The organism is Streptococcus sp. CF7_Ac1-8, assembly GCF_024295435.1.
GTDB lineage: Bacteria > Bacillota > Bacilli > Lactobacillales > Streptococcaceae > Streptococcus > Streptococcus mitis_AP.
The window spans coordinates 63,045-82,859 of record NZ_JANCPI010000005.1 but is presented as its reverse complement, the minus strand read 5'-3'; the positions used below and the strand labels follow the sequence as shown (position 1 = coordinate 82,859).

24 protein-coding genes are annotated in these 19,815 nt (G+C 39.9%); 5 read left to right on the top strand and 19 right to left on the bottom strand.

The annotated features are described in order from the left end of the window. Positions 1 to 98: 98 nt before the first annotated feature. Genes NMM26_RS03780 through NMM26_RS03770 form a run of 3 tightly spaced genes read right to left on the bottom strand, consistent with a single transcriptional unit; the run spans position 99 to position 3,253 of the window. Positions 99 to 1,358, bottom strand: a complete 1,260-nt coding sequence (locus NMM26_RS03780) for an ABC transporter permease (RefSeq protein WP_001180409.1) — start codon at positions 1,356 to 1,358, stop codon at positions 99 to 101. A 1-nt stretch (position 1,359) separates the two neighbouring features. Then, positions 1,360 to 2,061 (bottom strand): ABC transporter ATP-binding protein, encoded by a 702-nt coding sequence (locus tag NMM26_RS03775; protein WP_000733791.1) that lies wholly within the window; start codon positions 2,059 to 2,061, stop codon positions 1,360 to 1,362. After that, entirely contained in the window at positions 2,045 to 3,253 is a 1,209-nt protein-coding gene (locus NMM26_RS03770) for an efflux RND transporter periplasmic adaptor subunit (protein WP_025171433.1), read from the bottom strand. Before NMM26_RS03770 ends, NMM26_RS03775 begins: the two co-directional genes overlap by 17 nt. 291 nt (positions 3,254 to 3,544) lie before the next feature. Between NMM26_RS03770 and gor the strand changes: the two genes are divergently transcribed. Together gor and NMM26_RS03760 are read left to right on the top strand one after the other, a co-directional pair. Next, the gene (gene gor / locus NMM26_RS03765; protein ID WP_001209566.1) at positions 3,545 to 4,891 is read left to right on the top strand and encodes a glutathione-disulfide reductase; all 1,347 of its coding nucleotides are present in this window, start codon (positions 3,545 to 3,547) and stop codon (positions 4,889 to 4,891) included. 195 nt (positions 4,892 to 5,086) lie between these two features. After that, entirely contained in the window at positions 5,087 to 5,623 is a 537-nt protein-coding gene (locus NMM26_RS03760) for a biotin transporter BioY (RefSeq protein WP_000709040.1), read from the top strand. 53 nt (positions 5,624 to 5,676) lie between these two features. Here the strand turns inward: NMM26_RS03760 and NMM26_RS03755 are convergent, their stop codons facing one another. Next, entirely contained in the window at positions 5,677 to 5,892 is a 216-nt protein-coding gene (locus NMM26_RS03755) for a YdbC family protein (protein ID WP_000807422.1), read from the bottom strand. Between the two features lie 98 nt (positions 5,893 to 5,990). Here NMM26_RS03755 and NMM26_RS03750 point away from each other — a divergent pair, with 98 nt between their 5' ends. Next, positions 5,991 to 6,311, top strand: coding sequence for a hypothetical protein (locus NMM26_RS03750; protein ID WP_001216097.1), 321 nt, complete (start codon positions 5,991 to 5,993; stop codon positions 6,309 to 6,311). A 30-nt stretch (positions 6,312 to 6,341) separates the two neighbouring features. Here the strand turns inward: NMM26_RS03750 and NMM26_RS03745 are convergent, their stop codons facing one another. The 8 genes from NMM26_RS03745 to rpsP all read right to left on the bottom strand — a co-directional run bounded on the left by NMM26_RS03745 (position 6,342) and on the right by rpsP (position 10,306). Then, a complete protein-coding gene (locus NMM26_RS03745; protein ID WP_001196040.1) occupies positions 6,342 to 6,680 on the bottom strand; it encodes an ATP cone domain-containing protein in 339 nt (112 codons plus the stop codon). Between the two features lie 11 nt (positions 6,681 to 6,691). Next, complete coding sequence (gene trmD, locus NMM26_RS03740; protein ID WP_000686915.1) at positions 6,692 to 7,411, bottom strand: tRNA (guanosine(37)-N1)-methyltransferase TrmD; 720 nt, start codon at positions 7,409 to 7,411, stop codon at positions 6,692 to 6,694. Further along, complete coding sequence (rimM, locus tag NMM26_RS03735) at positions 7,401 to 7,919, bottom strand: ribosome maturation factor RimM (protein ID WP_084928627.1); 519 nt, start codon at positions 7,917 to 7,919, stop codon at positions 7,401 to 7,403. The genes trmD and rimM overlap by 11 nt, the downstream gene beginning before the upstream one ends. A 30-nt stretch (positions 7,920 to 7,949) precedes the next feature. Beyond that, positions 7,950 to 8,738 (bottom strand): alpha/beta fold hydrolase, encoded by a 789-nt coding sequence (locus tag NMM26_RS03730; protein WP_000819187.1) that lies wholly within the window; start codon positions 8,736 to 8,738, stop codon positions 7,950 to 7,952. Positions 8,739 to 8,845: 107 nt separating this feature from the next. Further along, a complete protein-coding gene (locus NMM26_RS03725) occupies positions 8,846 to 9,397 on the bottom strand; it encodes a hypothetical protein (protein WP_001017775.1) in 552 nt (183 codons plus the stop codon). 7 nt (positions 9,398 to 9,404) lie between these two features. Beyond that, positions 9,405 to 9,731, bottom strand: a complete 327-nt coding sequence (locus tag NMM26_RS03720; protein ID WP_000654126.1) for a MazG nucleotide pyrophosphohydrolase domain-containing protein — start codon at positions 9,729 to 9,731, stop codon at positions 9,405 to 9,407. Positions 9,732 to 9,774: 43 nt separating this feature from the next. After that, entirely contained in the window at positions 9,775 to 10,014 is a 240-nt protein-coding gene (kphA, locus tag NMM26_RS03715) for an RNA-binding protein KphA (protein WP_000379617.1), read from the bottom strand. 19 nt (positions 10,015 to 10,033) lie between these two features. Next, on the bottom strand, positions 10,034 to 10,306 hold the full coding sequence (gene rpsP / locus NMM26_RS03710; protein WP_000268760.1) for a 30S ribosomal protein S16: 273 nt from the start codon (positions 10,304 to 10,306) through the stop codon (positions 10,034 to 10,036). 451 nt (positions 10,307 to 10,757) lie between these two features. On the opposite strand from rpsP, the gene NMM26_RS03705 reads away from it, so the two are divergent. Continuing rightward, positions 10,758 to 11,561, top strand: a complete 804-nt coding sequence (locus NMM26_RS03705; RefSeq protein WP_000731914.1) for a peptidylprolyl isomerase — start codon at positions 10,758 to 10,760, stop codon at positions 11,559 to 11,561. A gap of 53 nt (positions 11,562 to 11,614) precedes the next feature. On the opposite strand, the gene NMM26_RS03700 is transcribed toward NMM26_RS03705, so the two are convergent. From NMM26_RS03700 to NMM26_RS03670, 7 genes are all read right to left on the bottom strand, one after another. Further along, positions 11,615 to 13,156 (bottom strand): ABC-F family ATP-binding cassette domain-containing protein, encoded by a 1,542-nt coding sequence (locus NMM26_RS03700; protein ID WP_000025406.1) that lies wholly within the window; start codon positions 13,154 to 13,156, stop codon positions 11,615 to 11,617. 1 nt (position 13,157) lies between these two features. After that, the gene (locus NMM26_RS03695; RefSeq protein WP_000976724.1) at positions 13,158 to 13,640 is read right to left on the bottom strand and encodes a VanZ family protein; all 483 of its coding nucleotides are present in this window, start codon (positions 13,638 to 13,640) and stop codon (positions 13,158 to 13,160) included. Continuing rightward, positions 13,640 to 14,725 (bottom strand): 23S rRNA (adenine(2503)-C(2))-methyltransferase RlmN, encoded by a 1,086-nt coding sequence (gene rlmN / locus NMM26_RS03690; RefSeq protein ID WP_000804760.1) that lies wholly within the window; start codon positions 14,723 to 14,725, stop codon positions 13,640 to 13,642. Before rlmN ends, NMM26_RS03695 begins: the two co-directional genes overlap by 1 nt. Positions 14,726 to 14,745: 20 nt before the next feature. Further along, entirely contained in the window at positions 14,746 to 15,276 is a 531-nt protein-coding gene (locus NMM26_RS03685) for a YutD family protein (RefSeq protein ID WP_001224355.1), read from the bottom strand. 156 nt (positions 15,277 to 15,432) lie between these two features. After that, on the bottom strand, positions 15,433 to 16,038 hold the full coding sequence (gene sodA, locus NMM26_RS03680; RefSeq protein ID WP_000974733.1) for a superoxide dismutase SodA: 606 nt from the start codon (positions 16,036 to 16,038) through the stop codon (positions 15,433 to 15,435). Between the two features lie 173 nt (positions 16,039 to 16,211). Beyond that, the gene (gene holA / locus NMM26_RS03675) at positions 16,212 to 17,249 is read right to left on the bottom strand and encodes a DNA polymerase III subunit delta (RefSeq protein WP_000879649.1); all 1,038 of its coding nucleotides are present in this window, start codon (positions 17,247 to 17,249) and stop codon (positions 16,212 to 16,214) included. 32 nt (positions 17,250 to 17,281) lie between these two features. Continuing rightward, a complete protein-coding gene (locus NMM26_RS03670; RefSeq protein WP_000255189.1) occupies positions 17,282 to 18,217 on the bottom strand; it encodes a dihydroorotate oxidase in 936 nt (311 codons plus the stop codon). A gap of 244 nt (positions 18,218 to 18,461) precedes the next feature. Between NMM26_RS03670 and gdhA the strand changes: the two genes are divergently transcribed. Further along, a complete protein-coding gene (gene gdhA / locus NMM26_RS03665) occupies positions 18,462 to 19,808 on the top strand; it encodes an NADP-specific glutamate dehydrogenase (RefSeq protein WP_000199533.1) in 1,347 nt (448 codons plus the stop codon). Positions 19,809 to 19,815 lie beyond the last annotated feature (7 nt).

Sequence of the window (19,815 nt, the reverse complement as noted above, 5' to 3'; positions counted from 1 at the left end):
ACCTGTTTTTCTAACACTTCATTATATCACATTTTTAAGAATTTTCGATAGGGAAATCTATATAAAAACAAGATAGACGAGTGTCCATCTTGTTTATTCTATTCATAACGAAGGGCTTCGATTGGATCAAGTTTCGATGCCTTGTTGGCTGGCAAGACTCCAAAAATCATACCAACACTAGCCGAAACTGCAAGACTAAATAGGGCAACTGGGATTGATACTCCCACTTCTATACCCGCTATCAATCCTTGCAAAAGTAGACCAGCTATAGCTGTTAAGCCTGTCGCAATGGTTAGACCAATAACTCCACCAAGCAAGGTCAAAATCATGGATTCAATCAAAAACTGGATTAAAATATTGGCACGTGTCGCACCCAAAGCCTTACGGAGACCAATCTCACGAGTACGCTCTGTCACAGAAACCAGCATGATGTTCATAACACCAGTCCCCCCAACAAAAAGGGAAATTCCTGCAATGGCACTAATAATCGTAGTTATAAAGCCGAACAATTGTTGTACTTCTTGGAAGGCTGCAGTCGCATCTGACACCTGATACTCCCCTTGCTGAAGACCAGCAATCTCGGTCAATTTTCTAGCTAATTCTGGTCCCACAGTTGGTGTCAAACTGGTATCATTAACCCGGAAGACAATATCAGAAATCTCATCCATATTGAAGTTGTTGGCAAGAGAAATATTAGTCGTAATTGGAAGTCCACCAATACCAAAAGTCTTGGCAGTCTTAGCCTCATCGCTGGTATAGACACCAATGACACGATAGCTAAAGCCACCAACATCTATAACCTGATTAACAGCTTCTTGAGCAGATCCAAACAGGCTATTAGCAAGTTCTTGGTCTAGTAAAATGACACTGGCCACATCTTTATAATCCTGAGCTATGAGACTTCTTCCTGCAACAATTTCATTTTCAACTGCCTTCATGTAGGTAATATTCCCACCTGTCAAGCTAGCGCGCTCCACTTTTTTATCTTTATAAGACAGGGTGGTATTTGTTGAGTTGGTTACATAGTAACTGTCCACCCCTTTGAGTTTAGCCGCCTCCCTGACCCAGGATTCTTGTGGTTTTGGTGGCTCAACAGGAACCTCCTCTTCTTTCCCAGAAACTGTCAATGCTGATTGCTTTTGGGTAAAAGAACCATCTTTGCTTTTGATAGGCGAGAAAAAGACATGGATATTCTTCTGTGACTTGGTCATATTTTTATTGACCTGACGAGACATAGAATCTCCCAGAGCCATAATCACAACAACCGATGACACACCAATGATAATCCCTATCATAGTAAGAAAAGAGCGCATCTTGTGGGCCATGATAGATGAAAAGGCAAATTTCAGATTCTGCATCTTAGTTTTCCTCCTTTTCTAACTGAGCACTATCAGATGAAATAACTCCATCTCGAATGACAATCTGGCGTTTAGCATAAGCAGCGATTTCAGGCTCATGCGTTACCATGATAATGGTTTTTCCTTCATTATTCAGTTCAACTAATAATTGCATGATTTGGTTACCTGTTTTGGTATCCAAGGCTCCTGTCGGTTCGTCCGCTAGGATAATAGAAGGATTGTTTACCAAGGCACGCGCGATAGCTACACGTTGCTTTTGACCACCAGATAATTCCGAAGGCAAATGATGACTACGTTCTGTCAATTCAACCTTGTCTAAATACTCCTCAGCTAACTTGCGACGTTTTGAAGCCGAAACTCCCGCGTAAATCAAGGGCAATTCTACGTTTTGCAGAGCGTTAAGTTTAGATAGAAGAAAAAACTGCTGAAAGACAAATCCGATTTGTTGGTTACGGACCTTGGCTAGTTGTTTTTCACCTAGTCCCGCCACTTCTTGGCCTTCAAGATAATACTCTCCACTGGTTGGTGTATCCAACATCCCAATCGTATTCATTAGAGTGGACTTACCAGACCCAGAGGGTCCCATGATGGCAACAAACTCACCCTCATTCACTTCTAGGTTGATATTTTTGAGAACCTGCAGTTCTTGGTCACCATTACGGTAACTTCTGCAGATATTTTTTAGACTAATTAGTTTCTTCATCAGCCTTCACCTCTTTTCCTTCCTCTAGAGAAGACGTTGGGTTACTGATGACCTTGACTCCATTTGTCAGACCTGAAGTGATTTCTTGGTTGTCTGCATCAGCATTGCCCAAACCAACTTCCACTTTCTTAGCCTTTTTCTGCTCGTCAAGCACCCAGACATAGTTCTTATCATTTTCAGTCACAACACTTGTTAGAGGAACCAAAATGGCTTTACTCTTATTCTTGACCTCAACGCTTACTGAAAATCCTTGTTTCAAATCACCAATTTCACTCGTAACATCAATGGTATATGGATATTTAGAGCCAGAATTACCAGCTGCTGCTGCAGCCGCTGCACTTGCTGCTTCGCCATTATTTTTAGGGTAGTCAGAGATATAGCTAATCTTACCTGTCCAGCTCTTATCTTGGTAAACTTTAGAAGTAAAGGTTACTTCTTGACCGACAGATAAGTTAGCAAGGTTATATTCAGATAGTTCACCCTTAACTTGCAAGTTTTCATTGCTTACGACATGAACTACCACTTGGCTTGCTCCTGTTGGAGATTTGGAAACGTTACGATTGACTTCGACCACAGTTCCCTCTAGGGTACTGAGAACCGTCATTGCATCCAACTGACTTTGAGCCTTGCTTAATTGTGCCGCTGCATCTGCACGGGCATCACGGGCATCACCCAATTGAGCATCAATAGAGGATACTGAATTTCCTGCGACTGGAGCTGGAGTTTGTGCCGCAGCTCCTTCGGCTCCTGCTGGTGTTGGCAACTGTGGAGCCGGAGCTGAAGCGGCTTCATTCCGTGCTTGATTGAGTTCATTGATATGACGATCTGCCTTCGCAACTGCTCGACTAGCTGAATCATAGGCCGCCTGGGCTTCTGAACTACTGTACTTGACTAAAGCCTGCCCTTCACTAACCTTATCCCCCACAGAAACAAGGATTTCATCTAAATCTCCCTTACTAGCATCAAAATAAACATATTGTTCATTTTTTGCCGTTACTGTCCCTGATAATAAAACAGAGGATGCCACGGTTCCTTCTTTAGCAACAACAAGATGAGTTGGCTCATCTTTTACAGCAGTTTGAGAAGGTTGTCTAAAGAGCAAAATGCCCCCTGCCCCCAATACAACAACACTTGCAGCACCAATTGCTGCATACAATTGCCACTTTTTAGCTTTACGATTCTTTTTCATAATGAAACTCCTTTTTGATTTAAAGTACTTAACAATATTATACAAAAATTACAAAATATAAACAATAACAGTTCAGAACGAAATAATGACATTTCAGGATTCACTTATTGTTCGGAATTTATTTTTATTATCATTGTACTAGTTATATAATACACTTTATTTTTTCTTTTTGCAAGCCTTTTCTTTAATTTTTTTTGAACGTAGCAGATTTTTGCAATCAAATCAAAAAAAAGATAGAATATGACTATCAAAAAATGACACTCTACTATTTAAAAGAGTATAAAGGAGTTTTAAATGAGAGAATACGATATCATTGCTATCGGTGGTGGTAGCGGAGGAATTGCTACCATGAATCGTGCTGGTGAACACGGAGCCAAAGCGGCCGTTATTGAGGAAAAGAAATTAGGTGGAACCTGTGTCAATGTCGGCTGCGTTCCTAAAAAAATTATGTGGTACGGGGCGCAAATCGCTGAGACTTTCCATCAATTTGGAGAAGACTACGGCTTTAAGACTACTGATCTTAACTTTGACTTTGCAACCCTACGTCGTAATCGTGAAGCCTACATTGATCGCGCACGTTCTTCTTATGATGGCAGTTTTAAACGCAACGGTGTAGACTTGATTGAAGGTCATGCTGAATTTGTAGATTCTCACACTATCAGCGTAAATGGTGAGCTGATTCGTGCTAAACATATCGTGATTGCTACTGGTGCCCATCCAAGTATTCCAGACGTTCCTGGTGCTGAACTAGGTGGCTCTTCTGATGATGTATTTGCTTGGGAAGAATTGCCAGAATCAGTTGCTATTCTAGGCGCTGGTTATATCGCTGTGGAATTGGCTGGCGTACTCCACACTTTTGGTGTCAAGACAGACCTCTTTGTTCGTCGTGATCGTCCTTTACGTGGTTTTGATTCTTACATCGTTGAAGGTCTAGTCAAGGAAATGGAAAGAACAAACTTACCACTTCACACTCACAAAGTCCCTGTCAAGTTAGAAAAAACTACTGATGGCATTACCATTCATTTCGAAGATGGTACTAGTCACACAGCTAGCCAAGTTATCTGGGCTACTGGTCGCCGTCCAAACGTTAAGAGCTTGCAACTTGAAAAAGCTGGAGTAACTCTGAACGAACGTGGCTTTATCCAAGTGGATGAATACCAAAATACTGTTGTTGAGGGAATCTATGCTCTAGGTGATGTAACGGGCGAGAAAGAACTGACTCCAGTAGCTATCAAGGCTGGGCGTACCCTATCTGAACGTCTCTTTAACGGAAAAACAACTGCAAAAATGGACTACTCAACTATTCCAACTGTCGTCTTTTCACACCCTGCTATCGGAACGGTTGGTTTGACAGAAGAGCAAGCTATTAAAGAATACGGTCAAGACCAAATCAAGGTTTACAAATCAAGCTTTACGTCTATGTACTCTGCTTGCACTGACAACCGTCAAGAAACACGTTTCAAATTGATCACAGCAGGTTCAGAAGAAAAAGTTGTCGGACTTCATGGAATTGGCTATGGTGTTGATGAAATGATTCAAGGATTTGCTGTTGCTATCAAAATGGGAGCAACCAAGGCAGACTTTGATGCAACTGTGGCGATTCACCCAACTGCATCCGAAGAATTTGTAACTATGCGTTAATCGAAGCAAAAGAAGCTGATACAAATGTGTCTGCTTCTTTTTTGATGTTTTAGAATCAACAAAACAATTACCCACCTTAACCAGTAAGCAAGATCGGCCGTTACAGTTTTTGTTACCTTGTTTTAAAAAATTGGTTGACAATAATTACTCTACGAGTATAATAGTTACTATACATCAGAAAAGAGGTTAACTATTTTGAAAAAAGCTCACGTTTATGCTATCCCTGCTATTGGGGCTGCTCTCATTGCTGTTTTGGCACAAATCAGTCTTCCAATTGGACCTGTTCCCTTCACTCTGCAAAACTTTGCAATCGGCTTGATTGCTACTGTCTTTAGACCGAGAGAGGCTGTACTTTCTGTTGGACTCTATCTTCTTCTAGGTGCTATCGGTCTTCCTGTCTTTGCAGGAGGTGGAGCTGGTTTTCAGGCTTTAGTTGGCCCTACTGCAGGCTATCTTTGGTTTTATCTCGTTTACTCTGGACTTACTTCCTCTCTAACCAACAGCAAGAGCGAGATTGTCAATATATTTCTTGCAAACCTCTTGGGTGATGCCCTTGTCTTTGTCGGCGGGATTCTCAGCTTGCATTTTCTAGCTGGAATGGCATTTGAAAAAGCTCTTGTTGTGGGAGTTCTTCCCTTTATCATTCCAGATCTTGGTAAAATTATTGCTATTAGTTTTATTAGCCGTCCATTACTTCAACGCCTTAAAAATCAGGCTTACTTTGCTAACTAAAAAAGGATATCGAGTTATCATGACTCAGTATCCTTTTCTTTTATTTTGAAAATTTAGTTTCCTTTAAAGGCATCCACCATGGTTTGAAATTCTTCATTGGAGAGAGTAATCCCTTTGCCCATTTTAGTATGGTCTGGACTCCAAGCACGAATATCAAACTTTGCAGGGGCACCATTAAAGCTTACACGGTTGATTTCCTTAGTCCAACCTTTTTCGTTTTCAGAAAGAGTCAACAAGTGCTCTTCGATTTCAAATGTAAATTCTGCCATTTTCTTCTCCTTTTTTAGCTTTCATTAGTTTATTCGTAAAATCTTGTAGATTTTAGGAAAATTTTATATAATATTGATATAAAAGAAGGGAGGCCACTATGAGACATAAATTCCAGCAAGTTCTAGATAAAATACATGATTTTTTAAATGGACATGACCAACCTGACCAGACTGAAAGCAACTCCCTTACAGACACTATTGAAGAGGCTATCCAGAAACAAACTGCTGTTCACCTTATCTTGTCTGAGGCAAGTTTTACAGGTGATATCATCAAATACGATCAGCAACGCCAGCAAATTATCGTGAAAAATTTTGCCAAAAATGTGACCCGTATTATCCGCATAAGCGATATTCAACGCCTGCGATTTGTCCCCTCAACTGTCCAAACAGCCCAAAAAAATAGATTTAAGAAAGAGTGAGATGTAGTTGTTTCATCCCACTCTTTTTTCTTAGCGAATTTGTTCAAAATGTAAATGAACTGCGATATGATCTCCATAACCACTTCTTTCCAAGTCACGTTGTAGACGATAGGAAATGTAGTGTTCTGCAATGGTAATGTAACCTGCACCCAGTAAACGATGTTCAACCATAGACTGAATCATGCTAATGGTAGCACGTTCCACCTTGGCCTCTTCCAAATCCAAAACCACTTTCTTAGTGACTTGTGCAAGGTTTTGACGTAAATCATCTGTCAATACATAGACAGTCTGGGCTGCTTTTAAGATAGCTTGGTAAATCTTATCTGGATTAAATTCAGCAATTTCTCCATCACGTTTGATTACTTGCATAGGTATCTCCTTTATTCTTTGTTTTCTTTGATTTCTGCCAGCATTTTTTCTTCTTCTGCTGTCAGTTGATAATGTTCAAGTAAATCCGGTCTGCGTTCATAGGTTTTCTTTAAACTCTCATACAGGCGCCACTGACGAATCTTCTCATGGTGTCCACTCATCAGTACATCTGGCACGACCATACCACGATAATCATAGGGACGTGTGTACTGAGGATATTCAAGAAGGCCTGAAGAAAAACTATCATCTTGGTGGCTAGACTCCTTGCCAATTACTTCTGGAATCAGGCGTACCGTAGCATCAATCATTGTCATGGCTGCCAATTCACCACCAGTTAAGACATAATCCCCCAAGGAAATCTCATCTGTCACCAAGGTCTTAATACGCTCATCATACCCTTCATAGTGACCGCAGATAAAGATTAGCTCTTCCTCTTGAGCCAAATCCTCAGCATAAGCCTGATCAAACTGCTTTCCAGCAGGATCGAGGAGAATGACGCGCGGATTTTTCTTTTCAATAGCATCAAAGGCATCGAAAATGGGTTGGGCTCGGAGCAACATCCCCTGACCGCCTCCGTAGGGCTCATCGTCGACATGGCGGGCCTTTTCAGCATTTTCTCGAAAATTATGATACTGGATATCCAAGAGCCCCTTTTCTCGAGCCTTTCCAACGATTGAGTGCTCTAGCGGAGAAAACATCTCTGGAAAAAGGGTTAAAATATCAATCTTCATCGTCTAACCCTTCTAAGATTTCCACATCGACGCGGTTATTTGGAATTTCAACATTGAGAATCACTGGTGGGATATAAGGCAAGAGCAAATCACGCTTGCCTTTTCGCTTGACCACCCAGACATCATTAGCACCTGGTTGCAGGATTTCTTTGATGGTTCCAATCAAGTTATCACCCTCATAGACTTCCAAACCGATAATCTCGTGATAGTAGAATTCACCATCGTCTAGGTCATTCAAATCTTCCTCAGCAACCTTGAGACTGTATCCCTTGTACTTTTCGATAGCGTTGATATGGTACATATCTTTGAATTTAATAATGTCAAAGTTCTTCTGTTTACGGTGGCTAGCGATGGTCACTGTTTGAACAAACTGATCTTTTTCATCAAACAAAGCCAGCTCAGTACCTTTTTTAAACCGTTCTTCTGCAAAATCCGTCACAGACAAGACTCGCATCTCACCCTGCAACCCCTGTGTATTGACGATTTTCCCAACATTAAAGTAGTTCATCTTGTCTCCTGTACTCTATTTCTTTCCATCTTATTCTGACAATTCTCGAATAATAGTCACAATTTTTTCTGATTCTGACCATTGTAAATAATGGTGATTCCCTCCTAAAATGAGTTTAGTATTGGAAGTCCAATATTCTGATTCTCTGTACTCTTTTTCTCTATAAGGCTGACAAAAAATAAATACTGGGACATGAGATTCTATCGATACATTCTCAAAATCTTCCTCAGTAATCTCTCCAGATATCTGAAATCCTGTATCTTGATTTTCCAACTCTGACCCTTTTTCTTGAATTAATTCCCAGATTTCTTTATTAGTTTCAGGGCTAAATGTGGCTTGAGTTAAGTTCTTAAAATAAAGTTCAGGACCACACTCCTCAATCAGCCTCATCTGCTCTTCCATTTCTGGATAAGGATTTTCTGAAAAATCAGCAAACATGACGTTTTTAGTTGTCGGTTCAATTGCTACTAAAGCATGACACTTAATTGGTTTCTTGAGCAATTTGCAAGCTAAAATTCCACTCAAACTATGTGCACAAAGTATATATTCAGAAATCCCTAATTCTTCAAGTACTTCATAAACCGCATCTGCAAGATTATCTAGATTTTTTCCAGCTTGGTCATGAATCGGACTCCTACCTGTGTTCGGAAAATCAATTGTCAAATAACCAATTGTAGGAGGAAGTTTTTCAAGTATAAGTGAAAAATTTTCATAACTTGGTAGCAAACCTGCGCCACTTAAACAAACTAGCATTTTCTTTTGTTTTTGATAAGTAACAGAGAGACTACCAATTTCTGTAGATACTTCAAACCTCTTCATAAAGAAATCCACTCATTCTATATAATGAATTATTAAAAATCCTTATCCTTTATTTTATCACGTTCCAAAGATTTTCTCAAGTTAGAGGAAAATACATGGGGGGCCCGCTATAGTCCAAAAAGTGCTAATATTTTCCTCTTTAATGTTAATTTATATTTGAAAGATGAGATATTTACATTCCCGTTATACATATTGCTATAAAATGTATATTCCCCAATTTCACCCTGACTTGTTTTCCATTTCATTCTTAAACTAGGCATATTCTCTGGTAAATTAGTATGAATCAATAAGCATGTATAATTCTTTAAATTTTTAACTGTATGCAGTTTATTATTAACAATCAAACAATTGCTTTTTGAATCATAGTTTAAAGAATAAAATTCTACTATTTCAATATCAACTTCTTTGGGATAAAAAATCAAATGATTAAAAGGTTTGCTACTTATATTATGCGTAAATTCATGAATATAGTGAAAATTTGTATGTAAAGATTCAAACTCGAATGGTTTAATTTCCTTGATTTCAATATTATTGATATAAACCTTATTTTGGAACGTTATCTTTATAATCACAGCAATAAATGTCGCAATTTGTAAAATTCGTAATAGCCAATCAATATACATTGACCAATCTATGTTAAAAACACAATCAATATTCATTCTTTTTTCAGTTTTCTTTTAAAAATCCTTCCAAATCTCGTTCATGCTGATATTTGATAGCTGCCTTTTTGTCTTTTTCAAAAATGGTCTTGGTTAGATCTATGTCGTTGATGGTCGCAATTGCGACAGTGTAGTGAATGATATCAGCCAGTTCTTTTGCTAGTGCCTCGTTAGAATCCTGAACCCCCTCTTTTCTACCAGAGCGACCATTCAAAACCTCAGCTACTTCTCCGACTTCCTCCACTAACTTCATAAAGAGGCCTTCCTCAGTCCGAGACTGATGGTAATGTTCGAGTAAGTAGTCTTGTAATTGTCTAAACGTTAAATCCTTCATATCCTGCTCCTTGCAAAAAAGCGAGACATCCGTCCCGCCCTTCTTATTTTTCGTCAATAACGATTCTTACTTTTTTGTCTTCAGTTGGGACAGAGTAGACAATCGTTCTTATCGCAGAAATAGTGCGACCCTTACGACCGATTACACGACCCACATCACTTTGATCAAGATCCAAATGATATTCCAAAAACTCTGGTGTATCTTCAATCTTGATAGTTAAGGCATCTGGTTGTGAAATCAAGGGTTTCACAATCGCAATAATGAGATTTTCAATCGTATCCATCTGTCAACCTACTTTAAACTTATTTTGAGAATTTAGAATCGTGGAATTTCTTCAATACGCCTTCTTTTGAAAGAATGTTACGTACTGTATCTGAAGGTTGAGCTCCATCAGCCAACCATGCAAGAACGCGGTCTTCTTTCAAAGTTACTTGGTTTTCAGCAACAAGTGGGTTGTAAGTTCCAACTGTTTCGATGAAACGTCCGTCACGTGGTGAACGTGAATCTGCTACGTTGATACGGTAGAAAGGTTTTTTCTTAGAACCCATACGAGTCAAACGGATTTTAACTGCCATTTTTAAAGTCTCTTTTCTTATTTTTTATTTCGGTGAAATAGCTGAGCTATTTAGCACATGTTCTATTATATCAGATTTCTGGCAGGTGTCAAGAAAAAAACTTGACAGACTATAAAATTCTTAAACCATTTAGAAATTTGTTATATTTTTAAAGAAAAATCAGAAAGAGAATGTCATGAATCCTTTTTTAGAAACATTTTATAAAGATCACCAAGTCAAGCTCTTCATGACAACTTTTCAGAAGAGGAATTGGCAATCGTGGATACAAATTGACTCCAAAGGGGGAGCAGATACTGAAACAATGCAAGGATATTATCGACCGTCATCCAAAGAAGAATCTCTAATCAAGTGATTTTGGGTTGGCTTCCTCTTAAACTGTCTTGTCACTAATATTTGAAATCCACTTCCTTTTAGGGTACAATGGTAGAAATAGATTTTTGAGAGGAACAGAATGAAAAAACTAGCAACCCTTCTTTTACTATCCACTGTAGCTCTAGCTGGATGTAGCAGCATCCAACGCAGTCTACGTGGTGATGACTATGTTGATTCCAGTCTTGCTACTGAAGAAAGTTCCAAAGCAGCTGCCCAATCTGCCAAGGAGTTAAACGATGCTTTGACAAACGAAAACGCCAATTTCCCACAACTATCTAAAGAAGTTGCTGAAGATGAAGCCGAAGTGATTCTCCACACAAGCCAAGGTGATATTCGCATTAAACTCTTCCCTAAACTCGCTCCTCTAGCGGTTGAAAACTTCCTCACTCATGCCAAAGAAGGCTACTATAACGGCATTACCTTCCACCGTGTCATCGATGGCTTTATGGTCCAAACTGGAGATCCAAAAGGGGACGGTACAGGTGGTCAGTCTATCTGGCATGACAAGGATAAGACTAAAGACAAGGGAACTGGTTTCAAGAACGAGATTACTCCTTATCTCTATAACATCCGTGGTGCTCTTTCTATGGCTAATACTGGTCAACCAAACACCAATGGCAGTCAGTTCTTCATCAACCAAAACTCTACAGATACCTCTGCTAAACTCCCTACAAGCAAGTATCCAAAGAAAATCATCGAAGCCTACAAAGAAGGGGGAAATCCTAGTCTAGATGGCAAACACCCAGTCTTTGGTCAAGTGATTGATGGTATGGACGTTGTAGATAAAATTGCTAAAGCCGAAAAAGATGAAAAAGACAAGCCAACTACTGCTATTACAATCGAAAGCATCGAAGTGGTGAAAGACTACGATTTTAAATCTTAAAAACAAAAAATACAGTACCCACTTTCGGTACTGTATTTCTTTTATCCTTATTTTTAAGTTAGATTATTAAAATCCCATATTTGGTCCATCCAGCCTTCATAGAAGTCTGGTTCGTGGCAGACCATAAGGATAGATCCCTTGTATTCTTTGAGAGCACGTTTAAGTTCATCCTTGGCATCCACATCCAAGTGGTTGGTCGGCTCGTCCAACACTAAAACGTTGTTTTCACGATTCATCAGGAGACAGAAGCGTACCTTGGCTTGTTCCCCACCTGACAGAACCTGAATTTGACTTTCAATATGCTTGGTTGTCAAACCACAACGGGCAAGGGCTGCACGGACTTCTGCTTGGTTAAGTGCAGGAAAAGCATTCCAGACAGCCTCTAGTGGTGTTTGACGATTTCCACCTTCTACCTCTTGTTCAAAGTAGCCAAGTTCTAGATAATCTCCACGCTCCACTTCCCCAGCGATTGGTGGAATAATACCCAAAAGACTCTTCAAGAGAGTTGTTTTCCCGATACCATTAGCACCAATAATGGCAACCTTTTGATTGCGTTCAAAGGTAAGGTTTAAGGGCTTCGTAAGAGGTCGGTCATAACCGATTTGCAAGTCCTTGGCTTGGAAGATAAAGCGGCCTGGTGTACGAGCTGGTTTGAAATCAAAGGATGGCTTTGGTTTCTCACTTTGGAGTTCGATAATATCCATCTTATCCAATTTCTTCTGGCGAGACATGGCCATGTTTCGCGTTGCAACACGCGCTTTGTTTCGTGCGACAAAATCTTTAAGGTCCGCAATCTCTTTCTGCTGACGTTCGTAGGCAGCCTCTAGCTGAGATTTCTTCATAGCATAGACTTCTTGGAACTGGTAGTAGTCACCAGAATAACGCGTCAGCTGTTGATTTTCCACATGGTAGACAATATTGATAACGTCATTTAGGAATGGAATATCGTGTGAAATAAGAACAAAGGCATTCTCATAGTTTTGGAGATAGCGCTTGAGCCAATCAATATGCTCAGCATCCAAGTAGTTGGTCGGCTCATCCAAAAGTAAGATATCAGGCTTTTCAAGGAGAAGTTTTGCCAAAAGCACCTTGGTTCTTTGCCCACCTGACAAAGAAGTTACATCCGTATCCATGCCAAAGTCCATGACACCAAGGGCACGCGCTACTTCGTCAATCTTAGCATCTAAGGTATAGAAATCACGACTCTCCAAACGGTCTTGGAGTTCTCCCACTTCTTCCATGAGAGCATCAACATCCGCTCCGTCTTCAGCCATTTCCATATAAAGGTCATTGATACGAGCTTCCGCTTTGAAAAGCTCATCAAAGGCCGTACGGAGAACATCGCGAACAGACTGACCTTCTTCCAAGACAGAATGTTGGTCCAAGTAACCAGCAGTCACATATTTAGACCACTCAACCTTCCCTTCATCTGGCAACATCTTACCAGTCACGATGCTCATAAAGGTTGATTTCCCTTCACCATTAGCACCGACCAGACCGATATGTTCTCCTTTGAGAAGACGGAAGGACACATCTTCAAAAATTGCACGGTCACCAAAACCGTGACTCAGATTTTTAACTTCTAAAATACTCATTTTAATTCCTTATCTTGTTTTTATGTAATCGTTTATAGAGGAGCCAAGCCAAATAGCCACCCAAGGTATTGGTCCACAAATCATCAATTTCAAAGACGCGATTAAAATCAAAGAAAAAGTCCAAGACTAACTGCGTACACTCGATTCCAAGACTCACTAGAAAACTGAAAAGAAGGACCTTTTTTGTTTTACGCAAGTTTGGAAGGAGATAAAGGAGGTGGAAAATCAGAGGAAAAAGCAAGAAGACATTGAGGATATTTTGTAGAAAAATCCAACATAATTGTCCTATGTCACTCACTTCGCCCAGTTTCCAGAAAGAATTGAAAGGAGTCAAAAGAAAAACCAGGCGTCCAAGATGCTGAATACCTGGAGTTTCCACCCCCACGGGAGATTGTTCTTGAGGAGTAAAGCAAAAATAGACAATGCAAATGCTATAGAAAATGACTCCCCAGACCAAAACATGATTATAAGTTTTCTTCATCATTAAGGGTTGACTGCTGCGACTGCTTTCTGGCGGTCACGTTTCATTGTATTAGAACGCAATTGTCCACAAGCTGCATCAATATCAGTACCATGCTCTTGACGAACAACACAGTTGACCCCTTTTTTCTTAAGCGTATCATAGAAGGCCAGGACGCGCTCTTTAGGACTACGGCTATATTGGTCATGCTCACTAACTGGGTTATAAGGAATCAAGTTTACATAAGACAATTTCTTGATGTTCTTGAGCAATTCAGCCAATTCCAAGGCTTGTTCTACACCGTCATTGACTTCATTGAGCATGATGTATTCAAAGGTCACACGACGGTTTGTTGTTTCGATATAATACTCAATAGCAGCAAAGAGTTTTTCAATCGGAAAGGCACGGTTAATCTTCATGATGCTTGAACGCAATTCATTGTTAGGTGCGTGAAGGGAAACTGCAAGATTGACCTGTACGCCTTCATTAGCAAAGTCACGAATTTTATGGGCCAAACCTGAGGTTGAAACCGTAATATGACGAGCACCGATGGCCATTCCCTTGTCATCGTTGATAGTACGAACGAAATTCAAGACATTGTTGTAGTTATCAAAGGGCTCACCAATTCCCATGACAACGATATGGCTGACGCGTTCATCCTGACCACGCTCATCAAAGTATTTCTGAACCAGCATGATTTGCGCTACGATTTCACCGTTATTGAGGTCACGTTGTTTCTTAATCAAACCAGAAGCACAGAAGGTACAACCGATATTACATCCGACCTGAGTCGTCACACAGACAGATAAACCGTAGTGTTGACGCATGAGTACTGTCTCAATCAACATACCATCTGGCAATTCAAAAAGATATTTAACTGTCCCATCAGCAGACTCTTGAACGATACGTTGTTTCAAGGGATTGACCACAAACTGGTCATTAAGCTTAGCAATCAAATCCTTAGAAAGGTTGGTCATTTCTTCAAATGACTGGACACGTTTACGGTAAAGCCATTCCCAGATTTGGTCTGCACGGAATTTCTTTTCTCCCTGCTCCAAAACCCATTCCTGCATGGTTTGACGTGTTAAACTATAAATTGACGGTTTCATTTCTTCTCCTTATTCTCTACTCACTTCTGACGAATGACAAAATGACGTTGTCCCTTGTCCTCTTTCTGAGAATGCTGGTCTTTCTGACGACGTCTATTTTTCTTATCTGAATTCGGTTTTCGTTTGGTTTGAGTCGGCTTCTTTCCTTTTCTAGAAGGTGTTTCTTCTTCCTTCTTACGCATTTTCTTGTCAAATGATGCTCGCTTAGGGGCTTCATTTTCTAGGACAAAATAGGCACAACCATAACTACAATACTCTAAAAGGTAGTCTTGTAAACGACTGATTTTTTCAAGTTTTTCTTCTGTTCGGTCATCCTTATAAAAACCTCGTAGGCGAAGCTGTTCGTTGCTCCAGTCTCCCACGATATAATCAAACTTGGTTAAGACTTCTGAAAAACGCTGATTAAAAGTCGTCACATCAAAGGCTTCCTTGATATTTTCCACCAAGGAAAAAGCTATCCCTTCCGTTTCGACCTTGTCCCCATGTAAATGGAACTCAGGACCAGGAAACTTGTTATAGTTGTATAATTCAGGTGCAATTTCTTTTCGCATAGATATCCTTTTTCCACGATTACTTAATACCTTATTCTACCATAATTTCTAGCAGTTAGCACGTTTCTCATAAAAATGAAAAAAGTCTGACGATTTTGTCAGACCAGAATAATATAACCTTAAAAAGAGAAGAACAATTCTTCCCTCCAACTATCATTATTTAGCAGCTGCGTACAATTCATCTACTTTGTTCCAGTTGATTACTGAGAAGAAAGCTTTGATGTAGTCAGGACGCACGTTGCGGTATTTCACATAGTAAGCATGTTCCCAAACGTCCAAGCCCAAGATTGGTTTTTTACCTTCTGAGATTGGTGTGTCTTGGTTCGCTGTTGAAGTCACTTCAAGCTTCCCTTCTTTGTTGACAACCAACCATGCCCAGCCAGAACCAAAACGAGTTGTTGCTGCTGCAGTGAAGGCTGCTTGGAATTCTTCAAATGAACCAAATGTTGCATCGATTGCTGCTGCAAGTTCTGCTGAAGGAGCTGTTTTCTCAGGAGTCATCAATTCCCAGAAAAGAGCGTGGTTCAAGTGTCCACCACCGTTGTTGATAAGTGCTTGACGGATATCAGCTGGAATAGATTCTACATCAGCAAGCAAGGCTTCAAGATCTTCACCGATTTCAGGGTGTTTTTCTAGAGCTGCATTGGCATTGTTGACATAAGTTTGATGGTGTTTGTCATGGTGCAAGTGCATTGTTTCCGCATCGATGTATGGTTCCAAAGCGTCGTATGCATATGGAAGATCTGGTAAGATAATAGCCATCTGTAAGACCTCTTTTTCTTTCTATATGAAAATGATAACACAAACATTCACTTTTTTCAAGTTTTTTGCTTATAGAAAAGGAAATCACTGAGATACTTTCTAATAAAACAAGTAAATCATCAAGAAACCCACGACAAGATAATCCTGACGCGGGTTGTAGTTTCAAAAAAATGTCAATTGACCTGACTAGCGATCTGTAAGAGTGCCTTTTCAAAAAGGAAACCTTTTTCATAAAGACCTGTCTTAATCTGATAATCTGTCTCAATCAAATAGGAAATAGCTTGCTTCAAAAAGCTCAATGAAAGTCCTCTTGAATCCCTCAACGCAAACTTGATTTGATAGGGATTGGGATTGCGTCCGAGAAAGCTACCTAAACTACTTGCAATCTGCGCTTCTGTTTGCCCAGACTCCGCCAAAATTTTCACCTGAGTAAAAGTCCGAAATTGTCCTAGCATGACTGCAATCAACTTGATTTCATCTTCCCCTTGCAAGGTCAAATCTCTAACCAAATCGCGCGCCTGGTCCATCTTTTTAGTCAGAATAAACTGAGTTAAATCAAAAATATTGTCCTGTAAGGTCTTAGGAATAGCGTTGACAATATCCTCTTCCTCGATAATAGAATCTGCCTTATAGGACTGTAAAAAGAGGAGATTTTTCTGAATTTCGCTAAATTGAAACCCCGACTTGACGAGGAGATTTTCAAAAGAATGATTGGCAAACTGCAGACCTTGTTTCTGACTCCACTTTTGGAAATACTGGCGCAATTCTTGTTCTTTGGCTTCTACTGCATCAAAGACCTTAGCATCACGCTTAAGTAATTTAACCAACCGCCTTTTGCTATCCAGTTTTCCTTCTGCAAAGATTAGCAACTTGGTTGTTGGTGAAGGGTTATCAAGGTATTCTTCGAACGACTTGAGCTCATCATCTGTTAAAAAGCGCTTTTTAGCAGTCGTGATATCGACAAAATGATCCAATATCACGATTTTCTCATCAGCAAAGAAAGGAAGGCTGACCAACTCCAGTTCTACATCTTTGTAAACTACTTCTTTCATATCAAAGTAGGCAAAGTTGAGGTCAGCAGAATCATAACCAATCTGTTTCAATACTTGACTCTTCATAACTTCAAACTGACCCTGGTCTGTCCCTGTAAATAGGCTCAGGCTAGGTAAATTTGATAAAGTCAACTTCTGACTTTCTTCAATGGCTAGCATCTTCTCTCCTTTCTTCTGATTTTTTAATGAATTTAATCAATATAGCGCAATTTCCCACGGAAATCTTCTAGGCTTTCGTAACCTTTTTCATCCATGATTGCTTTCAGTTCATTAGTAATACGTTCAAAAGCACCAACTCCTTCTTTGTGAAGGGTGGTTCCTACCTGTACCATACTCGCTCCACAGAGAATATGTTCAAAGGCATCACGACCAGTCAACACGCCACCTGTTCCAATGATTTGAATTTGAGGATTTAAGCGTTGATAAAAGGCATGAACATTAGCTAGAGCAGTCGGTTTGATATACTCTCCACCGATGCCACCGAAACCATTTTTAGGACGAATAACGACAGACTCATCTTCTATATAAAGGCCGTTTCCGATAGAGTTGACGCAGTTTACAAACTTAAGAGGATACTTATTGAAAATAGCTGCCGCTTGGTCAAAGTGAACAATATCAAAATATGGTGGCAATTTAATTCCTAAAGGTTTGGTAAAATAGGCAAATACCTCTGCCAAAATCCGGTCAGTTGTCTCAAAATCATAGGCAATCTGAGGTTTACCTGGAACATTTGGACAGGAGAGGTTTAGTTCAGTCAGACCACGAAACTCACTCTCTTGGACCTTTTTCAAGATAGTATGGGTTTCCTCTGGAGACATGCCGACTACAGATAAGAAGAAAGTTCTATTTGGCTCTTTTTCTTGCAAATCCAAAAGATAGTCCAAATAATAGTCTAAGCCATTATTCGGCAAGCCCATAGAGTTGATAGAACCAAGTGGAACATCTTGGTAGCGTGGCTCAGGATTCCCCTGACGAAAGTCCAAGGTCGCTGTCTTAGTGACAAAGGTTCCTGCCACTGACTTTTTAACCCCTTCTAACTCTGCTATCGTCATACAAGTCACACCTGCTGCATTCATCAAACAATTGTCAAACTCAAAACCAGCAATTTGTGTTTTCGTTGATACCATGATTCTAATCCTCCAGATTCCTTTTATTGCTAATATTATACCATATTTTCAGCTTTTCTCTTTAAGAAAGTCATTTATAAGAAAAATGTTCGTTTTTTATCCACTTTCAAAAAATTCCAATTTCAAACAACCCCAAAAATCAAATTGAAAGAATTTTTAGAAAATTTTTGTTTTTCTCTTTACAGTTAAAAAAAATTCTGCTATAATGACACACATAATTAAATTAGAATTTAAGGAGAACGATATGACATCTGCTAAAGAATATATCCAAAGCGTGTTTGAAACTGTAAAAGCTCGTAATGGGCACGAGGCTGAATTCCTCCAAGCTGTTGAAGAATTTTTCAACACTTTGGAACCTGTATTTGAAAAACACCCTGAGTATATCGAAGAAAATATCTTGGCACGTATTACTGAGCCTGAGCGCGTGATTTCTTTCCGTGTTCCTTGGGTTGACCGTGATGGAAAAGTTCAAGTAAACCGCGGCTACCGTGTTCAATTCAACTCAGCTGTTGGACCATATAAAGGCGGACTTCGTTTCCACCCAACTGTAAACCAAGGGATTTTGAAATTCCTCGGATTTGAACAAATCTTTAAAAATGTCTTGACTGGACTTCCTATCGGTGGAGGTAAAGGTGGATCAGACTTCGATCCTAAAGGTAAAACAGATGCTGAAGTAATGCGCTTCTGCCAAAGCTTCATGACTGAATTACAAAAACACATCGGACCATCACTTGATGTACCTGCTGGTGATATCGGTGTTGGTGGACGTGAGATTGGTTACCTTTACGGTCAATACAAACGCCTTAACCAATTTGATGCTGGTGTCTTGACTGGTAAACCTCTTGGGTTTGGTGGTAGCTTGATTCGTCCAGAAGCAACTGGTTACGGTTTGGTTTACTACACTGAAGAAATGCTCAAAGCTAACGGTAACAGCTTTGCTGGTAAGAAAGTGGTTATTTCAGGTTCTGGTAACGTTGCTCAATACGCTCTTCAAAAAGCAACTGAACTTGGTGCTACTGTAATCTCTGTATCTGACTCAAACGGCTATGTCATCGATGAAAATGGTATCGACTTCGATCTTTTGGTTGATGTTAAAGAAAAACGTCGCGCTCGTTTGACTGAGTATGCAGCTGAGAAAGCAACTGCTACTTATCATGAAGGTTCTGTATGGACTTACGCTGGTAACTACGATATCGCTCTTCCATGTGCGACCCAAAACGAAATCAACGGTGAAGCAGCTAAACGTTTGGTTGCTCAAGGCGTTATCTGTGTATCTGAAGGTGCCAACATGCCAAGCGACCTTGATGCCATCAAAGTTTACAAAGAAAATGGTATCTTCTACGGACCTGCCAAAGCTGCCAACGCTGGTGGTGTAGCCGTTTCAGCCCTTGAAATGAGCCAAAACAGCCTTCGCCTCTCATGGACTCGTGAAGAAGTTGATGGACGTCTCAAAGACATCATGACCAACATCTTTAACACAGCTAAAACAACTTCAGAAACATATGGTCTTGATAAAGACTACCTTGCAGGAGCTAACATTGCTGCCTTTGAAAATGTGGCAAATGCCATGATTGCACAAGGCGTGGTATAAAAAAACA